At 74.1% G+C, this 19,521-nt stretch carries 15 protein-coding genes and 1 pseudogene; 5 read left to right on the top strand and 11 right to left on the bottom strand.

Translation table 11 applies throughout. The annotated features are described in order from the left end of the window. Positions 1-73: 73 nt before the first annotated feature. Positions 74-820, bottom strand: a complete 747-nt coding sequence (locus tag ABZ990_RS10215) for a lysophospholipid acyltransferase family protein (protein ID WP_361228236.1) — start codon at positions 818-820, stop codon at positions 74-76. Positions 821-1,003: 183 nt separating this feature from the next. Between ABZ990_RS10215 and ABZ990_RS10210 the strand changes: the two genes are divergently transcribed. Further along, positions 1,004-1,786, top strand: coding sequence for an alpha/beta fold hydrolase (locus ABZ990_RS10210; protein ID WP_361228232.1), 783 nt, complete (start codon positions 1,004-1,006; stop codon positions 1,784-1,786). Continuing rightward, entirely contained in the window at positions 1,779-2,585 is an 807-nt protein-coding gene (locus tag ABZ990_RS10205) for a hypothetical protein (RefSeq protein WP_361228229.1), read from the top strand. Before ABZ990_RS10210 ends, ABZ990_RS10205 begins: the two co-directional genes overlap by 8 nt. A gap of 260 nt (positions 2,586-2,845) precedes the next feature. Here ABZ990_RS10205 and ABZ990_RS10200 read toward each other — a convergent pair whose 3' ends face one another. The 6 genes and pseudogenes from ABZ990_RS10200 to ABZ990_RS10175 all read right to left on the bottom strand — a co-directional run bounded on the left by ABZ990_RS10200 (position 2,846) and on the right by ABZ990_RS10175 (position 8,473). Beyond that, positions 2,846-3,631, bottom strand: a complete 786-nt coding sequence (locus ABZ990_RS10200; protein WP_361228226.1) for an endonuclease/exonuclease/phosphatase family protein — start codon at positions 3,629-3,631, stop codon at positions 2,846-2,848. A 112-nt stretch (positions 3,632-3,743) separates the two neighbouring features. After that, the gene (locus tag ABZ990_RS10195; RefSeq protein WP_361228223.1) at positions 3,744-4,685 is read right to left on the bottom strand and encodes an ROK family glucokinase; all 942 of its coding nucleotides are present in this window, start codon (positions 4,683-4,685) and stop codon (positions 3,744-3,746) included. 196 nt (positions 4,686-4,881) lie between these two features. After that, a pseudogene (locus ABZ990_RS10190) lies at positions 4,882-5,385 on the bottom strand (DUF5304 family protein); the annotation flags it as partial. A gap of 191 nt (positions 5,386-5,576) precedes the next feature. Continuing rightward, positions 5,577-6,899, bottom strand: a complete 1,323-nt coding sequence (locus ABZ990_RS10185) for an ArsA-related P-loop ATPase (RefSeq protein ID WP_361228220.1) — start codon at positions 6,897-6,899, stop codon at positions 5,577-5,579. Between the two features lie 160 nt (positions 6,900-7,059). Then, on the bottom strand, positions 7,060-7,503 hold the full coding sequence (locus ABZ990_RS10180; RefSeq protein ID WP_361228217.1) for an SRPBCC family protein: 444 nt from the start codon (positions 7,501-7,503) through the stop codon (positions 7,060-7,062). A gap of 202 nt (positions 7,504-7,705) precedes the next feature. After that, positions 7,706-8,473 (bottom strand): metallophosphoesterase, encoded by a 768-nt coding sequence (locus tag ABZ990_RS10175; RefSeq protein ID WP_361228215.1) that lies wholly within the window; start codon positions 8,471-8,473, stop codon positions 7,706-7,708. 391 nt (positions 8,474-8,864) lie between these two features. Between ABZ990_RS10175 and ABZ990_RS10170 the strand changes: the two genes are divergently transcribed. Further along, positions 8,865-10,661 carry an AMP-dependent synthetase/ligase gene (locus ABZ990_RS10170; protein ID WP_361228212.1) on the top strand — a complete coding sequence of 599 codons (1,797 nt, stop codon included), beginning with the start codon at positions 8,865-8,867 and terminating at the stop codon, positions 10,659-10,661. 121 nt (positions 10,662-10,782) lie between these two features. Here the strand turns inward: ABZ990_RS10170 and ABZ990_RS10165 are convergent, their stop codons facing one another. Then, positions 10,783-11,502, bottom strand: coding sequence for a hypothetical protein (locus ABZ990_RS10165; RefSeq protein WP_361228660.1), 720 nt, complete (start codon positions 11,500-11,502; stop codon positions 10,783-10,785). Positions 11,503-11,722: 220 nt separating this feature from the next. Between ABZ990_RS10165 and ABZ990_RS10160 the strand changes: the two genes are divergently transcribed. Next, positions 11,723-14,236 (top strand): SdrD B-like domain-containing protein, encoded by a 2,514-nt coding sequence (locus ABZ990_RS10160; RefSeq protein ID WP_361228209.1) that lies wholly within the window; start codon positions 11,723-11,725, stop codon positions 14,234-14,236. A 146-nt stretch (positions 14,237-14,382) separates the two neighbouring features. Here ABZ990_RS10160 and ABZ990_RS10155 read toward each other — a convergent pair whose 3' ends face one another. Beyond that, positions 14,383-15,525 carry a glycosyltransferase family 4 protein gene (locus tag ABZ990_RS10155; RefSeq protein ID WP_361228206.1) on the bottom strand — a complete coding sequence of 381 codons (1,143 nt, stop codon included), beginning with the start codon at positions 15,523-15,525 and terminating at the stop codon, positions 14,383-14,385. Between the two features lie 106 nt (positions 15,526-15,631). Here ABZ990_RS10155 and ABZ990_RS10150 point away from each other — a divergent pair, with 106 nt between their 5' ends. Next, positions 15,632-17,011 (top strand): glycosyltransferase family 87 protein, encoded by a 1,380-nt coding sequence (locus ABZ990_RS10150; RefSeq protein ID WP_361228203.1) that lies wholly within the window; start codon positions 15,632-15,634, stop codon positions 17,009-17,011. A 78-nt stretch (positions 17,012-17,089) separates the two neighbouring features. On the opposite strand, the gene ABZ990_RS10145 is transcribed toward ABZ990_RS10150, so the two are convergent. Further along, positions 17,090-18,310 (bottom strand): hypothetical protein, encoded by a 1,221-nt coding sequence (locus ABZ990_RS10145; protein ID WP_361228201.1) that lies wholly within the window; start codon positions 18,308-18,310, stop codon positions 17,090-17,092. A gap of 34 nt (positions 18,311-18,344) precedes the next feature. Continuing rightward, on the bottom strand, positions 18,345-19,367 hold the full coding sequence (locus ABZ990_RS10140) for an NlpC/P60 family protein (RefSeq protein WP_361228199.1): 1,023 nt from the start codon (positions 19,365-19,367) through the stop codon (positions 18,345-18,347). Positions 19,368-19,521 lie beyond the last annotated feature (154 nt).

Below are 19,521 nucleotides of genomic sequence, written 5' to 3'. Positions count from 1 at the left end.
GCTCGGCCCGTGAGCCCCGGGGCGCACCCTCGTACGTACCCCCGCACGTACCCCCGACGTACCCCTGCCGGGGTCAGGCGCCGGAGTCCTCGCGTGCCGCGATCTCTTCCTTCACGGCCTGCTTGGCGGCCTTCTCGGCCTCCGCCATCTGGCGCTTGGCGGCCGTCGCGTAGATGTCCACGTACTCCTGGCCGGACAGCTTCATGATCTCGTACATGACCTCGTCGGTCACCGAGCGCAGGATGAAACGGTCGCCGTCCATGCCCTGGTAGCGGCTGAAGTCCAGCGGCTTGCCGATCCGGATGCCCGGGCGCATCAGCTTGGGCAGGACCTTGCCGGGCGGCTGGATCTTCTCCGTGTCGATCATGGCGACCGGGATCACCGGCGCGCCGGTGGCGAGCGCCACGCGCGCGAGGCCGCCGGGCTTGCCCCGGTAGAGCCGGCCGTCGGGCGAACGGGTGCCCTCGGGGTAGATGCCGAACAGACCGCCGCTCTCGATGACCTCGATACCGGCCTTGATCGCCGCCTCGCCCGCGCCCCGCGCACCCGAGCGGTCCACCGGGAGCTGGCCGACGCCCTTGAAGAAGGCGGCGGTCAGCCGGCCCTTGACGCCGGGGGTGGTGAAGTACTCCGCCTTGGCGATGAAGGTCACCTTGCGGTCGAGCACCGCGGGCAGGAAGAAGGAGTCGGAGAAGGACAGGTGGTTGCTCGCGAGGATGGCCGGGCCTTCGGCGGGTACGTTCTCCAGGCCCTCGACCCAGGGCCTGAAGGCGAGCTTCAGGGACCCGCCGAGGGAGAACTTCATTGCGCCGTAGATCAACTCTCCATGCCTTCCGTGTGCCGCCACGCTCCACTGCGCGCCGTCACGACGACTTTATCCCCTGGGCGGCGGGCCGGGCGGCCACAGGCGTCCATGCCCGCCCGCGAACGGCCCTGGTCGGTGTCGGTCCGGTCGCGTACGGTGAAAGCCCTTCTTCCATGTCGAACCCGAACAGGAGACCCCGTGCCGGTCCTTCCTGGAGCCGAGCCGTACCGCCATGAGGGCGGAGAGGTCGGCGTACTCCTCTGTCACGGCTTCACCGGTTCCCCGCAGTCGATGCGCCCCTGGGCCGAGTTCCTGGCCGCGCAGGGGCTGACGGTGTCGCTGCCGCTGCTGCCGGGTCACGGCACCCGCTGGCAGGACATGCAGCTCACGACCTGGCACGACTGGTACGCGGAGGTGGAACGCGCGCTGCTGGAGCTGACCGAGCGCTGCTCGCGGGTCTTCGTCATGGGGCTGTCGATGGGCGGCGCCCTGACCCTGCGGCTCGCGGCGCGGCACGGCGACGCGGTCGCCGGGATCGTGCTCGTGAACCCGGGGAACAAGGTGCACGGCCTCGCGGCGAAGGCGCTGCCGGTGGTCCGGCACCTGGTGCCGTCCGTCGCGGGCATCGCCAGCGACATCGCGAAGCCGGGCGTGGACGAGGTCGGCTACCCCCGGGTGCCGCTGCACGCGGCGTACTCGCTGCGGCGCTTCTTCCAGGTCGTGGACGGGGAGCTGCCGCAGGTCACCTGTCCCCTGCTGCTTCTGCACAGCCCGCAGGACCATGTCGTCCCGCCGGCCGACTCGGCTCGGGTGCTCAGCCGGGTGTCGTCGACCGACGTCCGGGAAATCCTGCTGGAACAGAGCTACCACGTGGCGACGTTGGACCATGACGCGGAGCGGATCTTCGAGGAGAGCTGGGCGTTCATGGCCAGGCTCGCTCCGGAAGTGGCAGGCGAGAAGGGAATCGCGAGCGGTGGCTGAGCAGCAGGACGGGGAGCGGGAGCCGCAGCCCATCGACGAGGAGGCGGCCTGGGCGGCGATCGTCGCGGGGTACGGGGAGGAGCCGGCGGACCCGCCGGGGGCACGGCCCTTCCGCCGGGTGGAGGATCTGGCGCTGCCGGACCTGCCCGGGGACGAGGGGACGACGGCCGGGGGCAAGGGGGCTTCGGGAAGCACAGGAAACACGGGAAGCACGGGGACGCCTGGAGACAGGGCGACGCCCGGGACGGCTTCCGGAGCGTCGTCCGGGGCTGCCTCCGGAGCCGCGTCCGGAGCGGAACGGGCGGCTTCGGACGGGCGTGAGGACGACGGCCGGGGCGACGGCGACGGCAAGGGGGGCGGGGCGGAGGGGCGGGCCGAAGGGCGCGCGGACTCCTCCTCGGAGGCGGCGGAGAAGCCGGACAAGTTCCGTCGTCCGGCGGCGCCGGACGAGCCCGGGAAGCCGGCGCTCGGTTCGTCGATCGTGTTCGCGCCGGGCGTGGGGCCGGGCGGCCCCCGGGACTACTCGCCGGCCGAACCCGACGAGGGCCATTTCGTCCCGCCGGAGCCGCCGCCGCTGCCGGAGGCCGACACGACGACCAAGTTCGCGTGGCTGGCCGCCGCGGGCGGCCCGGTCCTGATGCTGCTCGCGGTGCTGCTCCAGTGGGACATGACCTGGTGGCTGACCACGCTGTGCGTGGGCGGCTTCCTGGGCGGGTTCGTGACGCTGGTGGCCCGGATGAAGGGCGACGACGAGGACGAGGACGGTTTCGACGACCCGGGCCGGGGCGCGGTCGTCTAGCTTCTGGACGCCCTCCTCGCGCTGTTCGGCGCCGGGGCGCCTCGCGGGCTTCGGACAGCTGCGGCGGCCTCCGGCCACCGGCCGTCACCCGCCCACCCCCGGAATCCGGACCACCGCCACCAACGGCAGGTGAGCTGGGCCTCCCGACGCTCCCACTCGCACCACTCGGCGCCGGGGCGCCTCACGGGCTTCGGGCAGCTGCGGCGGCCTCCGGCCACCGACGGGGCACCCCGGCCGGTCCGGGCGCCGAGCACACCGGGTCACCACGCCCCGGGCCGCGAGGCGGGCACCCCCGGAACCCGGACCACCGCCACCAACGGCAGGTGATCCGTCGCCGCGCACAGGTCGGCGGGGTCGAGGTCCGGTGGGACGCCGCAGGCCAGGAACTCGATGCCCGGGGTGGCGAGGACGGCGTCGATCCGGCGGTCGGGCGCGGTGACCGGAAAGGTGGCGCCGGTGCCCCAGGGGGCGGCCTCGTGGCCGTCCCGCAGTTCCTTGGTCAGCCGGGTCCAGGCCCGGCCGCCGGGGCGTTCGTTGAGGTCGCCGGCGACGATCGCGTACGGGGTGCCGAGCGCGGCCACCCGGTCCAGGAGCAGGCCCGCCTGGGTGTCGCGCTCGTCCGCGTCCAGGCTCAGATGACAGCTGACGAGCCCCAGCCGCGCACCGCCGAAGCGGACGACTGCGGTCGCCAGACCGCGCCGGTGGAGGCCCGGGGTGAGGGGCAGGAGCAGGTCCTCGGCGCTTTCCACGGTGGCGCGCGGCGAGCACAGCAGCAGGGGACCGGCGGCGGTCGCGCCGCCGGTCAGGACGACGAGCTCGCTCTTCGCGGCGAGCCGGGCCGCGTGCGTGCGCCAGCGGAAGAAGCGCGGGGCCTCCTGCACGAAGACCAGATCGGGGGCGCAGGCCCGGATCACCCGGGCGAGGGCGTCCTCGTCGTCGCGCATCGAGCGCACGTTGTAGGAGAGGATCCGAACGACGGCCGAGCCGTCCGGCTCGGTACGGGAGCCGGGCAATCCGGCAAGGCCGCTCCGCGCGCTGATCGCCATGCCGGTCACGATAGACGGCGTGCCCGCCGCGCCACAGAGGGCACGACGGGCACGAGGGTCACCCAAGGGGCGCGCGCGGGGCGCGAGGGTCGTACGGCGGGGGCGGCGGGGCTCAGCCCTGGCGGGCCAGGTCGGCGGCACCGACCAGACCGGCCTTGTTGCCGAGCTGCGCGGCGAGGACCTGGGCGTGCGGCCGGTGCCGGCCGCCGACCAGCCAGCGCCGGAAGGACTTGCGGATCGGGTCCAGGACCAGCTCGCCCTCGTCGGAGACACCGCCGCCGACGATGAACGCCGACGGGTCGAAGAGCGACGCCAGGTCCGCGAGACCGGCGCCGGCCCAGCGGGCCAGCTCGCGGAAGGAGTCGATGGCGACCGGGTCGCCGGCCCGGGCGGCCTCGCTGATGTGCCGGCCCTGGATGCCCTCGGGGGTGCCGTCGCCGAGGCCGAGGAGCACCTCGGCGTTCTCGGGGGTGGCCAGGGCGCGCTGGCGGGCGTAGCGGACGAGGGCACGGCCGGAGGCGTACTGCTCCCAGCAGCCCTGGCTGCCGCAGCCGCACAGCAGGCCGTCGGGGACGACCCGGATGTGGCCGAACTCGGCGGCCACGCCGAAGCGGCCGCGGCGCAGCTTGTTGCCGATGATGATGCCGCCGCCGAGGCCGGTGCCGAGGGTGATGCAGATGACGTCCTCGTGGCCCTGGCCCGCGCCGAAGCGGTATTCGCCCCAGGCGGCGGCGTTGGCGTCGTTCTCGACGACGACGGGGAGGCCGACGCGCTGTTCGACCTTGTCCTTCAGCGGCTCGTGCCGCCAGTCGATGTTGGGGGCGAACAGCACGGTGGCGCGCTTGTCGTCGACGTAGCCGGCGGCTCCGATGCCGACGGCCTCGATCGAGTGGCCCTTGCCCGCCTCGGAGACGGCGGCGCAGATGGCGTCGACGATGCCCTCGGGGGTGGGCGGCGTGGGCACGGTGTGCGTGCCGAGGATGTTGCCCTCCTCGTCGACCACGCCGGCCGCGATCTTCGTGCCGCCGATGTCGACGCCGATGGTGAGTCCCATGTGTCCCTCAGTTCCGGTGGAGCCCCGCGAGGATCACCGTACCCGAGGCGGAGGGCCGCTCCGGGCTGCGCGGACGGGCTCAGTCGAGGTCGATGTGCTGCCCGGTCGCGGGGCCGTCGTCGTCCGGCCCGCCGGGGCCGTCGGGGCCGTCGCTCCGGCCCTGCGGACCCGAGGCGCCTTCCGTACCCGAAGTGCCCTGCCCGCTCTTCGTGCCACCCGCACCGCTCGCGCCGCCCTTGTCGCCCTTGTCGCCCTTGTCGGTGTGGGCGTCGTGGGCGTCGTGGGGGTTGTCCGTACCGGCCGGGCGGGACGCGCCCGCCTCGTTGGCCTCGCGGGTGTCGCCCCGGGTCCAGCGGGCCTCCTGGCCCTGGACGGCCGAGCGGTAGGCGGCGAGCAGTTCGCCGCCGGCGGCGGCGAGGTGGTCGAAGACCTGCGGGTTGCGTTCGATGACGGGCTCCACCAGCGCCTTGGCCTGGTGGACGACCTGCTGGACGGTGGCCGCGGCCTGCCCCGCGGCGGCGCCGCCGAGCGTGCCGCCGAAGCTCCCGGAGAGCTTGTCGGCGACGGCCTCGAAGAGCTTGCGGAACTCCTCCGCCGGGGAGCCGGGCTCCTCGCCGCGCCGGGCGCGGCGGCGGGCCTTCTCGGCCTCCAGATCCTCGGCGCACGCCTGGGCCCAGGCGTCCGGGTCGCTCTCGCTCATGGCCTCCTCCTTACGTCTCTACGATCGACGGTACACGCCGGGCGGGCGGCTCCAGGAGAGTGCCGACCCGGCCGTCGCCGCAACGGTCCGCCGCGCTACGGAACGGAACGGCCGGATCGAGCCGCCCAGGCTCCACCCGACCCGACCCGACCCGACCCGAGCCGCCCCCTCCCCCCAGCGCCTACCGGCCCTCAGCGCGTACCGGCCGGCCAGAGTCCCGGGTCCGGGGCGAAGCGGATCCGCAGGTCGCCGTCGACGAGCCCGGCGCCGGTGACCGTGCAGCGGCGCAGCGCCGCAGGCAGCGGCAGGGCGCGCCGGAACGGGCCGACGGAGAGCAGCAGCTCGTCGCCGCGCCGGACCAGGCCGAGCCCGTCCTTGACGGCTCCGGGCAGCGGGACGTGCCAGACCAGGATGCCGTCCTCGGCGCGCCGGTCCTCGACGGTCCGCACCGGCGGTACGGCGGCGGCAAGCCCCGAGCCCGGGCCCCCCGTCCCCGCGGCGCCGGTCGTGGCGAGCAGGGCGAGGTCGTCGAGGCCGCGCGGGGCGCGTCCGAGGTGCGGCAGCTCGCGCAGACCGGGGTGTTCGTCGCGCAGGGCGGCCAGGTGGCGGTGCTGTTCGGCGGCGAGGCCGGCGAACCAGGGGTCGGACGAGCCGGCCGGCAGCACCCGGTTGGCGACGACCGTGTCCAGGGCGAGGCCCTGGAGGGCGAGGCCGAGGCGGGCGGTGCGCAGGGTGCCGGTGGCGGCGGGGCCCGGTTCGAGGACGAGCCGGACGACGGTGTCCGGGGAGTCGATCACGTCCTGGACGGCGGCGAGTTCCGCCTCCCAGCGGGCGGTGGTCTCGTACAGCCACTGCGCGGGCAGGGGTACGCCGGCCAGCTGGGCGAGCATCGGGCGCAGCGCGCGGGCGGCCTGGCGTTCGGCGGGCAGGAGCCGGCGCAGATAGCGGCGGAGCTGCTCGGGCAGCGCGAGCAGGGCGAGGGCCTCGGTGACCGGGGGCAGCTCGACGACGGCGAGGTCCCAGTTCCCGGCGGCGGCGTCGCGTACCGCCCGGAGCAGCGCGACCTGTCCGCTGCCGGGCAGTTCGGTCAGCTCGGCCTCCTCGAAGGGGGTGGCGCCGAGCAGGTCGAGCGCGGTCTGCGAGCGGTCCTGGAAGCCGAGGAACTCGCGCCGGAAGTCGCCGGCGGGGTCGGGGACCAGGAGGTGCAGGCTGCCGGTCCGGGCGCCGTGGAACGTTTCGCCGCCGCCGGGAGCGGTGGCCGGGGTGTCCAGCGGGACCGGGTGCGGGCGGCCCGCCGGGGCTCCGGCCCCGCCGGCGAGCAGTCCGACCGCGCCGTCCGTACCGCCACCCACCGCGCCGTCGGCCACACCATCCGCCGCGCCGCTCGCCGCTCCCCGGGACGCGGCGGTGACGAGCAGCACCCGCCGGCCCGCCCGTGCCTCGGCGAGCGCGGTGCCCGCGGCCACGGTGCTCCGCCCGGCGCCGCCCGTACCGGTGACAAGAATGATCCGCATGCGCCGAACCGTACCGGCGGCCCCGCCCGGCTCGCGGCCCGGTTCCCCTTCGGAGGCCCTCAGGACCGTCCGCGGCCCGCTCCCCCGCCGAGCCAGGCCGGGCCGGGCCGATCAGGACTGGGCCGGACCGATCAGGGCCGGGCCGGTAAGGGGCCCCCGGTCACTTCCCGGATTCGACGCGCTTTTTCAGGCCCGCGAGGGCGCGGTCGATGATGACCTTCTCGGCCTTGCGCTTGATCATGCCGAGCATGGGGATCTTGACGTCGACGGTCAGCTGGTAGGTGACCTCGGTGCGGGAGCCGCCGGCCGCCGGGGCGAGCCGGTAGGAGCCGTCGAGGACACGGAGCATCTGGGACTTGACCAGCGTCCAGCTGACCTCGTCGGTGCCGGTCCAGGTGTACGCGAGGGTGTGGTCGTCCTTGATGGCGCCGGCGTCCAGGAGGAGCCGGACCTGCTCGGCGCGGCCGGCCGCGTCCGTCTTCAGGACCTCGGCCTCCTTCACCTCGCCGGTCCACTCGGGGTAGCGGGCGAAGTCCGCGATGACGCCCATGACCTCGGCCGGGGCCGCCTCGATCGTGATGCTCGAGCTGGTGTGTTCCGCCATCGCGGGGGCTCCTCGTGTGGACGCGATCCGTGTTGCCAGCAGGCTATCGCGCCGCCCCCGGGCGCCCGTCACCGCTCCGGCCGAGGCCGGTCACGGCCCGGCAGGACCCGCGACCGCCGCCGAGGCCGCAGCCGCGTCCACGTCCGAAGTCACCCGCCTCACCGCTCCGGTCACCGCTCCGGTCACCGCTCCGGCGGCCGGCTCACCACTCCAGCGTCCACGGGCGGCCGGTCGCCGCGAAGTGCCCCACGTTCACGCACTCGGTCGCGCCGATCCGCATCCGGCGCACGAGCGGCTGGTGGACATGGCCGAAGAGGGCATAGCGCGGCCGGGTCCGGCGTATGGCGTCGAGCAGGGCGCGGCTGCCGCGTTCGAAGCGGCGGGCGACGGTGTCGTAGGTCAGCTCGGGCACGTCCGGCGGGATGTGCGAGCAGAGCACGTCGACCTCGCCGAGGGCCTCGACCTTGGCGGCGTACTCCTCGTCGGGGATCTCGTACGGGGTGCGCATGGGCGTGCGCAGTCCGCCGCCGACGAACCCGAAGACGAGGCCGCCGATCTCGGCCCGCCCGCCGTCGAGGACGGTGGTACCGGGTCCCGCGTACTCGGGCCACAGGCCGGGCATGTCGACATTGCCGTAGGTGGCGTACGTCGGCGTGGGGAAGGCGGCGAACATTTCGGCGTACTGGCGGCGGACGCCCGCCTCGATGGCCTCGGCGCGGTCGACGCCGAGGCCGTCCCAGAGCCTGCGGCCGAGGTCGCGGGCCTCGTCGAAGCGGCGGGCGGTGCGCAGGGCGACGAGGCGGTCGGCGTTCTCGGCGCCGAAGAGGTCGGGGAAGATGCCTCGGCTGTGGTCGGCGTAGTCGAGGAAGAGCACCAGGTCGCCGAGGCAGACGAGGGCGTCGGCGCCGTCCCCGGCGCGGGCGAGGGCCGCCGTGTTGCCGTGCACATCACTCACCACGTTGATCCGCATGGGGTCAGGGTAGGGGGCGTACGGCGCGAGGGGACCTCCCCCGATGCGGCCGCTTCCGGCCCGGGGCCGTGCCGGGAACCTTCCGTACCCCTACGGAATGACCTGCTCCGTTTACCCCTGGGAGCCACCCCGCCACACCCCTCCGGCAGGCGCGACCTGCGGTTACTTGGGAGTCGGGAAGGCCGTCGACTACTCTGCGGCCAAGAGCGTCAGGGCGGTGTGACGCATGGAACATCTGGCCAGGACCCCCTATCGGGAACCACGTACTGATGGGTAACGTCCGGGCAGTCCAGTCGTGCTCACCCCCACCCTTGAGCACCTGCCCGATCTTGGACCGCACCGGTGCATCACACAGAGCCGTGGCGCCGGCGCCCGATGAGGAGCAGCAGTCTTGCGCGAGTTCAGCCTTCCGGCTTTGTACGAGGTCCCCGCCGACGGGAATCTGACGGATCTCATCCGCCGGAACGCCGCCCAGTACCCAGATGTCGCCGTCCTGGGGCACAAGGTGGGGGGCACCTGGACCGACGTCACCGCGAAGCAGTTCCTCGCCGAGGTCCGTGGGGTGGCCAAGGGTCTGATCGCCGCGGGCATCGAGACGGGCGACCGGGTCGCCCTGCTGTCCCGCACCCGCTACGAGTGGGTGCTGCTCGACTTCGCCATCTGGAGCGCGGGCGCGGTGACCGTGCCGGTGTACGAGACCAGCTCGCCGGAGCAGATCCAGTGGATCCTCGGCGACTCGGGCGCCGCCCTCGCCTTCGTGGAGAACGCCGGGCACGAGGCGTCGGTGGAGTCGGTACGGGCGAACCTGCCGGCCCTGAAGAGCGTGCGGCAGATCGACGCCGACGCGATCGCGAGCCTCACCGCCGAGGGCGCGGACGTCTCCGACGAGACCCTCGACCAGCGGATGTCGGCGGCCAACGCCGACGACCCGGCGACCATCGTCTACACCTCGGGCACCACCGGCCGCCCCAAGGGCTGCGTGCTGACCCACCGCGCCTTCTTCGCCGAGTGCGGCAACATCGTCGAACGGCTGAGGCCGCTGTTCCGCACCGACGAGTCCTCGGTGCTGCTGTTCCTGCCGACGGCGCACGTCTTCGGCCGGCTCGTCGAGATCGCCTGTGTGATGGCCCCGGTCAAGCTGGGCTGTCTGCCGGACATCAAGAACCTCACCGACGAGCTGGCGGCCTTCCAGCCGACCATGATCCTCGGCGTGCCGCGGGTCTTCGAGAAGGTCTACAACGGGGCGCGCGCCAAGGCGCAGGCCGACGGCAAGGGCAAGATCTTCGACAAGGCCGCCCAGACCTCCATCGCGTACAGCCGCGCGCTGAGCACCCCTCAGGGGCCGGGCCTCGGGCTGCGGATCAAGCACAAGATCTTCGACAAGCTCGTCTACACGAAGCTGCGGGCGGTGCTCGGCGGGCGCGGCGAGTACGCGATCTCGGGCGGCGCGCCGCTGGGCGAGCGGCTCGGCCACTTCTTCCGGGGCATCGGCTTCACGGTCCTGGAGGGCTACGGCCTCACCGAGTCGTGCGCGGCGACCGCGTTCAACCCGTGGGACCGGCCGAAGATCGGTACGGTCGGCCAGCCGCTGCCGGGCTCGGTGGTACGGATCGCCGACGACGGCGAGGTGCTGCTGCACGGCGAGCACCTCTTCTCCGGCTACTGGAACAACGAGGCGGCGACGGCCGAGGCGCTGGCCGACGGCTGGTTCCACACCGGTGACATCGGCACCCTCGACGAGGACGGCTACCTCACGATCACCGGCCGCAAGAAGGAGATCCTGGTGACCGCGGGCGGCAAGAACGTCGCCCCGGCCGTCATCGAGGACCGGATCCGCGCCCACGCGCTGGTCGCCGAGTGCATGGTGGTCGGCGACGGGCGGCCGTTCGTCGCCGCGCTCGTCACCCTCGACGAGGAGTTCCTGGGCCGCTGGGCGGCCGAGCACGGCAAGCCGGCCGGTGCCACGGCGGCGTCGCTGCGCGACGACCCGGAGCTGCTCGCGGAGGTCCAGCGGGCGGTGGACGACGGCAACGCGGCCGTCTCCAAGGCCGAGTCGGTGCGCAAGTTCCGCGTCCTGTCCTCGCAGTTCACGGAGCAGGCGGGGCACATCACCCCGTCGCTGAAGCTGAAGCGCAACGTGGTGGCGAAGGACTTCGCCGACGAGATCGAGGCGATCTACACCGTCTGACGGTCCGCCCCCGTCCCTGTATGTGAGAACCCGCGTAAACGAGAACGCCCCGGCCTGATCAGGCCGGGGCGTTCTCACATACAGGGACGGGGTTCCAGGTGCCGGGGGCCGGGTGCCGGGGTCACCGCTCAGGCGTCGCCTTCGGCACCGGGCGGACCGGGACGTACTTCCCGGTGTCGAACTCGATGACCACCGGCCGCGGTTCGGAGGCCACGTCGGCCTGCACCCGGTACATGGTGCCGTCCTCGCCGACCCAGTAGCGCACGCTGTCCGCCGTACCGGCCCTGCCGCGGGCGTCCGGGCCGGTCATGATGTCCGTCCGCCGGCCGCGCGCCTGGCCGGACCCGACCCACGCGGCGCCGTTCTGCCGGAGCAGCTGGGCGTTGTCCGGACGGTCGCCGCCCAGGCCGAGGACGATGGCCAGCGCACTGTCCAGGGTGTTGCCGGCCGTCCGCAGCGGACGGTCGTACCAGCCGGTCGCGGGCGGCGGCGCCGGCGCGGTCGCCGGGGCGTTCGCCAGGGAGTGGAAACGGACGGTGGCGGCCGTCCACTCGATCAGGCCGTCGCCGGACGCGTCGCGTCCGGTTCCGCGCACCACCCCGTACCCCGTCTTCGCGCGGTAGTCGACGGATCCGGTCACGACCAGCCCGCCGGCCGCGCCCGGCACGGTGATCGTCACCGCGCGGCCTTCCGCTTCGTAGTTACGGAACCGCGCGACCGCCAGCCGGTCGGCCTCGTCCGAGGTCAGCGCGCGCCGGGTGACGGGCTCGTCGCCGTCGCCGGCGAGGGCGAACCCGAGGGCCACGGCAGCCGCGACGGCGACGCCCGCGCCCGCCGCCATCCAGCGCGTCCGGGGCCGCTTCGCCCCGTGCCGGTCCGCCGCTCCGCCAGGGAGACCTCGCCTGATCCTTATGCTCCGCACGCGGCGGGATGCTAACAGTCGCCCGGCGGCCCAACCGGCAAATTCCGCTTTCCGACCTGATTGTGCGTCAACTTGTGGGATATTGCGGTCGGTTGCTGTGTCCGTAGGGACATAGGACGACAAAGAGGAGTGCCCGTACATGGCGATTCCAAGACTGGCACGCGTGGGGCTGTCCGGTCTGTTACTGATCGGTGGGGCCACCGGCACCATCGCGACAGGCGCCGGGCAGGCCGGCGCCGCCACCCCCGACGGCACACTGACGGTCCAGGTGCTGCGGGACTTCTTCGGCACCGGCGTGATCAACACGACCATGGACGTGCCGCAGCAGGGGATGAAGGTCGACGTCTCCGACCCGGCCGGTCATCACGTCACCGGCACCACGGACGCCACCGGCAAGGTCGTGATACCCCCGGCGGCCGAACTGACCGGTGGCCGGTACCGCGTCGACGTCAGTGTCCCGGCGCCGTACGACCGCTACCTGCGGGCGGCGCCCGCCTCCACCGAGGAGAACCACTTCGACAGCTTCACGTCGTTCGTGGACGTCTCCGAGGGCAAGGACGACTCGGTGATCACCGGGGTCTGGGACGCGGCCGACTACGCGCTGCCGGACACCCGTTACTTCGTACCGGTCCAGACCGGCCCCGGCGCGAAGGACACCCGGGCGCTGGTGGCGTTCGGGACGGACTCCCGAGGCACCTGTCCCACCGACAAGGCCTGCCCGACCGTGCTCGCCACGCAGGAGCAGGTGGGGACGACCACGGGGCTTGCCTATGACAAGTACCGCAAGCGGCTGTTCCAGGCCGCCTTCGCCCGGCGGTTCGCCGCGTACGGGCCGGAGGGCGGCGACGCGATCTACACCGTGCCGGCCGACGGCGGCGGCGCCCCGACGCTGTTCGCGAAGGTGCCGGGCGCCACGGCGACGGCGCACGACAGCGCCAACATGCTCAAGGACGCCGGGTTCACCGACGCGCCGGGCAAGGAGAGCATCGGCGGCCTGGCCCTGTCGGAGGACGGCTCGACGCTGTACGCGGTGAACATGCTCACCCGCAGCCTGGTCGGCTTCGACGCCACCGGGGCGAGCGCCTCGGCGCCGAAGACCACGGTGCCGATCCCCGACCCGGGCTGTGCCTCGGCCGGCGACTGGCGGCCGACCGGTCTGGCCGTCCGCGACGACACCCTGTACGTCGGTGGCGTGTGCAGCGCGGAGAGCACGCACAAGCGCGCGGACCTGAAGGCCGTCGTCTCCACGTACGACGGCAAGAAGTTCACCCCCGTGCTGGACCATCCGCTGACCGCCGAGCGCGGGGACGTGTTCGTCGGCTTCCCGGACCACGAGGCGTCCCGCTTCTGGAACCCGTGGGACACCCGCCTGGAGACCTGGGACAGCAACGTGGTGGGCGCCACGATGGTCGGTCCGCAGCCGGAGCTGGCCAGTATGGCCTTCGCCCGCGACGGTTCGATGATCCTCGGCTTCCGCGACCGGCTCATGGACGTCGCCGGCGGGCTCGACCCGAGGCCCGACAGGAACACCCCGCAGGGCGGCATGGCCGGCGGTGACATCACCATGGCCTGCGCCAAGCCCACCGGCGGGTACGCCTGGGAGGGCACCGAGGACTGCCCGAACCACGCGACTCCCGCCAACGACGGCCAGGAGGCGGACGGCGTCGTCGAGTACTTCCCCGGCGACTTCTTCTCCGGCGCGACGACCCCGGCCCCGAACCAGCGCGGACTGCACCAGGAGACCTCGCTCGGCTCGGTCGCCTACATCCCGCAGCAGCAGTGGGTCATCAGCACCCAGATGGACCCGACCGTCCACGTCAGCACCGCCGGTGCCGGCTTCTACGACGTCACCACCGGGGCCGGCCCGGGCAACGACCCGAACGGCAACGCGTACCAGTTCGTCGACGGAAACGGGTTCGGCAAGGCCGGCGGCCTCGGCGACATCGCGTACGCCGCGGCGAACGCGCCGATCCAGATCGGCAACGTGGTCTGGTTCGACGGTGACCACAACGGCATCCAGGACCCCGGTCAGGTGCTGCTGCCGGGCGCCACGATCGACCTGCTGGACGCCGACGGCAAGCAGGTCGCCACGACCAAAACCGACGCCGCGGGCGAGTACTACTTCGGCGGGGTCGGAGCGGCGTACGAGCTCACGCCGGGTGCCGACTACACCGTGCGGTTCAACGTGTGTACGGCGGACACCAGCCAGGTGCCCGGCCGGCCGGCGGCCACCGATCTGCGCTTCACGCTCCCGAGGGCCGGTGACGACCGGGCGCACGACTCCAATGTGACGCCTCCGACCACCGGGCAGTTGTGCGACGGATCCGCGCCGGTCACGGCACCCGCGAAGGCGGGAGAGGTCGACCACACGATCGACGCCGGCGTGTACATCCCCGAGAAGACCCCGCCGACGCCCACCCCGACCCCGACGACCTCGGTGCCGCCGACCGGCCCCCCGTCGACACCGGCACCGTCGGTGCCGCCGACCTCCCCGGCACCCGCCGGCCCGGTCCCGAACGGCGGCGACTCGGGCTCCCTCGCCCACACGGGCGCGTCCCGTACGGGCCTGTACCTCGCCCTCACCACCCTGCTGGTCGGGGCGGGCGCGGCCGTCGTTTTCATGACCCGTAAGCGCCGCTCCAGGCTCCGCTGATCACCCACGACCGCTGACGGACATCAGCGGGTACCCCTGCGACGGGCCGGTGCGACGCACCGGCCCGTCGTCGTGACCGTTCGCGGACGCGGTGCGGCGGAGTACCTCGGGAGGCGGGGCGGACGGCCCGCCTCCGGACAACGCACCTAAAGCAGCTCGCGCAGCCGCTCCGCCAGCAGGTCCCAGCGCCAGCGGTCCTCGACCCACTCCCGGCCGCGCGCGCCCATCCGCGCGCGCAGCTCCGGGTCGAGCAGCAGCGTGGCGACCCGGTCGGCGGTCTCCTCGGCGCTGCCGCCGCGCACCACCCAGCCGGTCTCGCCGTCGAGGACGGCGTCCGGGGCGCCGCCCGAGTCGCCCGCGACGACCGGCAGACCGGTCGCGGACGCCTCCAGGTAGACGATGCCGAGGCCCTCGACGTCCAGGCCGCCGCGCCGGGTGCGGCACGGCATGGCGAAGACGTCGCCCGCCCCGTAGTGCGCGGGCAGTTCCGTCCACGGCACGGCGCCGGTGAACCGTACGGAGCCGGCCACGCCGGTGCGGTCCGCGAGCCGGCGCAGTTCCGGCTCGTAGGGGCCGCCGCCGACGATGAGCAGGACCGCGTCCGGGACCCGGCGCAGGATCTCGGGCAGGGCGAGGATCAGGGTGTCCTGGCCCTTGCGCGGGACGAGCCGCGAGACGCACACGACCACCGGCCGGTCGGTGAGCCCGAGCCGCTCGCGGATCTCGGCGCCGCCGGAGCCGGGGTGGAAGGTCTTCTCGTCGACGCCCGGCGGGAGCTGCGTCATACGCGCCGCGGCGGCCGGGGTGAGCGCCGAGGCGATCCGGGACCGGGTGTACTCGCCGAGGTAGGTGATCGTGTCCGTACCCTCGCCGATCCGCCGCAGCAGCTGCCGGGCGGCCGGCAGCTGGGCCCAGCCCGCCTCGTGCCCGTGCGTGGTGGCGACGATCCGGCGGGCGCCCGCGCGCCGCAGCGCCGGGGCCATCAGGCCGAGCGGGGCGGCGGCGCCGAACCACACCGACGTACAGCCGTGCTCGCGCAGCAGCGCCGTCGCCCGGGCGGTGACGCGGGGGGTCGGCAGCAGCATGGTGGTGCGATCACGGATCACCGTGAAAGGCTGTTCGAGGTCGAACGCGGCGGTCGCGTCCTTCCCCTCGTCGCTCCGCTTCCACGTGGAGGCGTAGACCACGACCCGCTCGGGGTCGAGACGCAGCGCCATGTTGTGCAGGAATGCCTGGATTCCGCCAGGCCGTGGCGGAAAGTCGTTGGTTACGATCAGGGTCTTGTGCATCGTGGCCGACAGTACCGCGCGCATACGCCGGGCCCGGCACCAGGCCGCGTCCGGAAAGTCCCGCCCCACCGCGCCCGCGGACCGACAGGACAGGAACAGAACAGCGATGACGGCCGGCGCGATAGGCACGGGCACGAGTGCGGGTGCGACGACAGGAGCACGGAACCGGGCGGTCGCGTGGGCGCGCTCCGGCGGACTGCCGCGGGCCGTCGGCCTGTGGAGCCTGACCCGGCTGCTGCTCCTGCTGTGCGTCTTCCGTGTCGTCGTGGTCCCCGGCCCCGATGTGACCAGCGACGTCGAGCAGATCTACCAGGGCTGGTACGAGGTCCTGCGGACCGGTACGTACCCCCTGGACGACATCACCTGGCAGTACCCGCCGGCCGCCGCCCTCGCGATCGTCTCCCCCGCGCTGCTGCCCTTCCTCGGCTACTCCGCCGCCTTCTTCGTCCTCTCGCTGCTGTGCGACGCCCTGGTCTTCGGGCTGCTGCTGTACACCGGCCGCCGGCCCGGGCGCTCCTCGCGCGGCGCCTGGCTGTGGCTGGCCGGGGTGCCGCTGCTCGGGCCGACCGCGTACAGCAGGTACGACCTGATGGTCACGGCGGTCGCGGTCGCCGCGCTGCTCGCGGCCCTGCGCAGCCCGGCCGTGCTCGGCGCGCTCGCCGGGTTCGGGGCGGCGCTGAAGGTCTGGCCGGTGCTGCTGCTCAGCGGCACCCCGCGCGGCCGGGCCACCCTGCGCTCGTGGGCGACGGCGGCGGGCGCGGCGGCCGGAGTGGTCGGGCTGTGCGCGCTCGCGGCGCCCGGGGCGCTGGCCTTCCTCGGGTTCCAGCGGGACCGGGGCACGGAGGTCGAGTCGCTGGGCGCGCTGGTCTTCCATGTGGCCCGTAACTTCGGCTGGCCGGGCGAGGCGCGGATGAACTACGGCTCCATGGAGTTCCTCGGCCCCGGGGTGCCCGTCGTGTCCACGGCGGCGATGGTGCTGACGATCGGCGCGTTCGGCTGGCTGCTGCTGTGGCGGCTGCGGGCCCGGCACCTCGCGGTGACGACGACGGCGGACGCGGCCTTCACGGCGGTGCTGCTGTTCGTCACCACGAGCCGGGTGATCAGCCCCCAGTACATGATCTGGCTGGTGGGGCTCGCGGCCGTGTGCCTGGCCTACCGGGCGAGCCGGATGCGCCGGCCCGCGTATCTGGTGCTGTGGGCGACGGCGGTGACCCAGTTCGAGTTCCCGGTGTGGTTCTCGCACGTCTCGCACAGCGACATCCTGGGCATCGCGCTGCTGCTCGTCCGCAACGGGCTGCTGGTGGCGGCCTCGGTGTCGGCGTGCCGGATCCTGTGGCACCAGACGGTCACCGAGCCGCGGCTCCTGGCCGCCTCGGGGGCGCGGGTCCCGGTCCAGCCGGTCCGCGCGCCGGAGCGCGTGACGGGGCGGGCGCCGGAGCGGGCGCCGGCGTGCGAGGACGCCCGGGTCCCGGCCTCCGCGCGCTGAGCCCGAAGGCGCGGCCCGCGCACGCCGTACCGCGCGCCGAAGAGCCCGGCGCCCGACCGGAAGGCTCGACCGGCCGGCTCAGCCGAGCCGTTCGCCGAGATACGCCCGCCAGCGCGCCGTGAACTCCTCCGGGGTGACGCCGAGCACGTCGTTCAGGGCTTTCTCCACCGCGCCCGCGCGCTCCTTGTGGCTGCCCACCGCCCCGTAGAACGCGGTCAGTTCCGTCTCGCCCCACTTGTCGGCGATCATCGCGCAGGCCAGCCAGCCGCCCTCGTAGGCGCGGGCCAGCTCGCCCGCGCCGCCGCCGAAGGCGAAGTCCTTGTCGTCCGGCAGGGCGGCGGGCACCCGGCCGGCCAGCACCTCGCGGGCCAGTTCGGGGGCGGCGGCCGCCGGTGTACGGCCGGAGCCCCGGTAGGCGGCCCAGTCGGCGAAGCCCTCGGAGAGCCAGAGCGGGGTGGCGGCGGTGGTGCGGGCACGGGTGGCGACATGGGTGGTCTCGTGGGTGAGCACGAAACGCCGGCCGAACTCGCCGAGCCCCGCGTACGCCTCCGGGTTGACGATGATCCGGTCCGCGGGCGCCTTCGGGCCGCCGCCGGCCTCGCCGGTGGTGACGGCCGCGATCCCCCGGTACGCGGACGCGGGCGCGGCGAGCAGCCGGCCCATGGCGTTCGTGGACGCCGGGACGATCACCACGACCCGGCCGGCCCAGGGCGAGGGCCAGGCACGGGAGGCGGCGGGCACGGCGGCATCGGCCGCGGCGGCGATCTCGGCGAGCCGCTCCCGGCTCTGGCCCACGCCGAGGACCAGGCTGCGCTCGCCCGCCTTGGCGCGGACCGCGCCCTGCTGCCAGAGCTGCTGCGGGGCGCCGTCGGTGGCGCGGTCGGCGGTCACGTACCAGCGGCCGTGGCGGTCGGCGAGGTCGAGGACCCGGGTGCCCGTGACGGGGCCGGAGTCGTATCCCTTGACGCGGTAGCCGAGTTCGGCGCGGGCGGTGACCCGGCCGGGGCCAGTGCGCTCCACGTCGGTGAGCCGGTAGCTCCAGGCGGCGAGCGGGACGGCCGCGAGCCGTTCGAACTCGGTGCGCGCGGCGGGGACGAGGGCCGGGTCGACGGCGGCGAGATAGCCCGGCTCGTCGCGCGCGAGGAGCGCGCGGGCGCGCTGGTCGAGCAGCCGCTGGATGCCGGGACGGTCCGGGGCGGGGGGCTTGGGGGCGGCGCATCCGGTGAGCGGGAGCAGCACGGCGAGCAGCGCCGCGGCCACGCCGCGCGCCCTGGGCCGGGTCCGGGTCCGGAATGTCACGCCGTCGATCGTAAGGGGTCGCAGGACGGCGGCCTCAGACGCGCGTGACGACGAGCGGCGAGATCATGTTCACCGGGTCGTAGCGGACCCGGGCGCCGGGGTGGGGCGCGTGGATGACCCGGCCGTTTCCGGCGTAGACCGCGACATGGCTGGCGTCGCCCCGGTAGGTGACGAGGTCCCCGGGCTGGGCCTGGGAGAGCGGGATCCGCCGGCCGGCGGCGCGCTGGGCGGCGGCGGTGCGGGGCAGCGAGATGCCGGCCTGCCGGAACGCCCAGACCATCAGGCCCGAGCAGTCGAAGGACGAGGGGCCGGTCGCGCCCCACACGTACGGCCGGCCGATGGCGCTGCGGGCGGCGACGACCGCGGCGGCGGCGCGCGAGGAGCCGAGGTCGCCGAGCGGGGGCAGCAGCTCGCCGAAGGCGTCGCGTCCGGAGCGGGAGGAGCGGTCGTAGCCGGCCCGGTCGGCGGCGGACAGCGAGCCGAGCAGCCGGCGGGCCTCGGCGAGTTTGTGCTCGACCACGCGTTTGTGCCGGGTGGCCTCGGCGCGGCTGCGGACCAGTTCGTCGAGGGCGCGGCCGGCCTCGGTGCGTTCCTGGGCCATCCGGCGCAGCTCGCCGCGCAGTTCGCCGAGGACGGTGGCCTGGCGGGCGCCGACCCGGTCGAGGACGGCGGCCCGCTGGAGATAGCTGTCCGGGTCGGCGGAGAGCAGCAGGGCGAGGGCCGGATCGAGCCCGCCGGAGCGGTACTGGGCGTCGGCGACGGCGCCGAGCGCGCCGCGCATCAGGTTGACGCGCTCCTGGCCGCGGGCGAGCCGGTCCTGGGCCTCGGAGACCGTACGGCGCAGCCGGTCGGCGCGCTCCCCGGCCCGGTTGTAGTCCTCGGTGGCCTGCTCGGCCTCCTCGTAGAGCCGGTCGACGGCGGCCCGCGGCGAGCGGGTGGCGTGGGATGCGCCGGCGTCCGGGTCGGCGTGCGCGGGAACCGCGCCGAAGGCAGCGGCCGCGGTGGCCGCGGCTGCGGTGAGGACGGTGACCCTGGTGGGTCGTCGGTGGGACGCCACGGATCGCGCTCCGATCGGCTCGGCAACTGGCGCCGCAGAGAGTAGCCGTTGCTCACCGTGCGTCCAACGAGCCTTTCGGGCACACACAGTGACGCCCCGCCGGAGACCACAGGTCACCGGCGGGGCGTCAGGTCGCTTCGCGTTTCCCTAATCC

Source organism: Streptomyces sp. NPDC046203 (genome assembly GCF_040646255.1).
Taxonomy (GTDB): domain Bacteria; phylum Actinomycetota; class Actinomycetes; order Streptomycetales; family Streptomycetaceae; genus Streptomyces.
This window is presented reverse-complemented; position numbering and strand designations above follow the sequence as displayed.

Coding starts and splice junctions, on each gene's coding strand:
- ABZ990_RS10200 (WP_361228226.1), bottom strand. CDS start 3,631: ATGGCGATCAGCGCGCGGAGCGGCCTTGCCGGATTGCCCGGCTCCCGT.
- ABZ990_RS10195 (WP_361228223.1), bottom strand. CDS start 4,685: ATGGGACTCACCATCGGCGTCGACATCGGCGGCACGAAGATCGCGGCC.
- ABZ990_RS10185 (WP_361228220.1), bottom strand. CDS start 6,899: ATGCGGATCATTCTTGTCACCGGTACGGGCGGCGCCGGGCGGAGCACC.
- ABZ990_RS10180 (WP_361228217.1), bottom strand. CDS start 7,503: ATGGCGGAACACACCAGCTCGAGCATCACGATCGAGGCGGCCCCGGCC.
- ABZ990_RS10175 (WP_361228215.1), bottom strand. CDS start 8,473: ATGCGGATCAACGTGGTGAGTGATGTGCACGGCAACACGGCGGCCCTC.
- ABZ990_RS10165 (WP_361228660.1), bottom strand. CDS start 11,502: ATGGCGGCGGGCGCGGGCGTCGCCGTCGCGGCTGCCGTGGCCCTCGGG.
- ABZ990_RS10160 (WP_361228209.1), top strand. CDS start 11,723: ATGGCGATTCCAAGACTGGCACGCGTGGGGCTGTCCGGTCTGTTACTG.
- ABZ990_RS10155 (WP_361228206.1), bottom strand. CDS start 15,525: ATGCACAAGACCCTGATCGTAACCAACGACTTTCCGCCACGGCCTGGC.
- ABZ990_RS10150 (WP_361228203.1), top strand. CDS start 15,632: ATGACGGCCGGCGCGATAGGCACGGGCACGAGTGCGGGTGCGACGACA.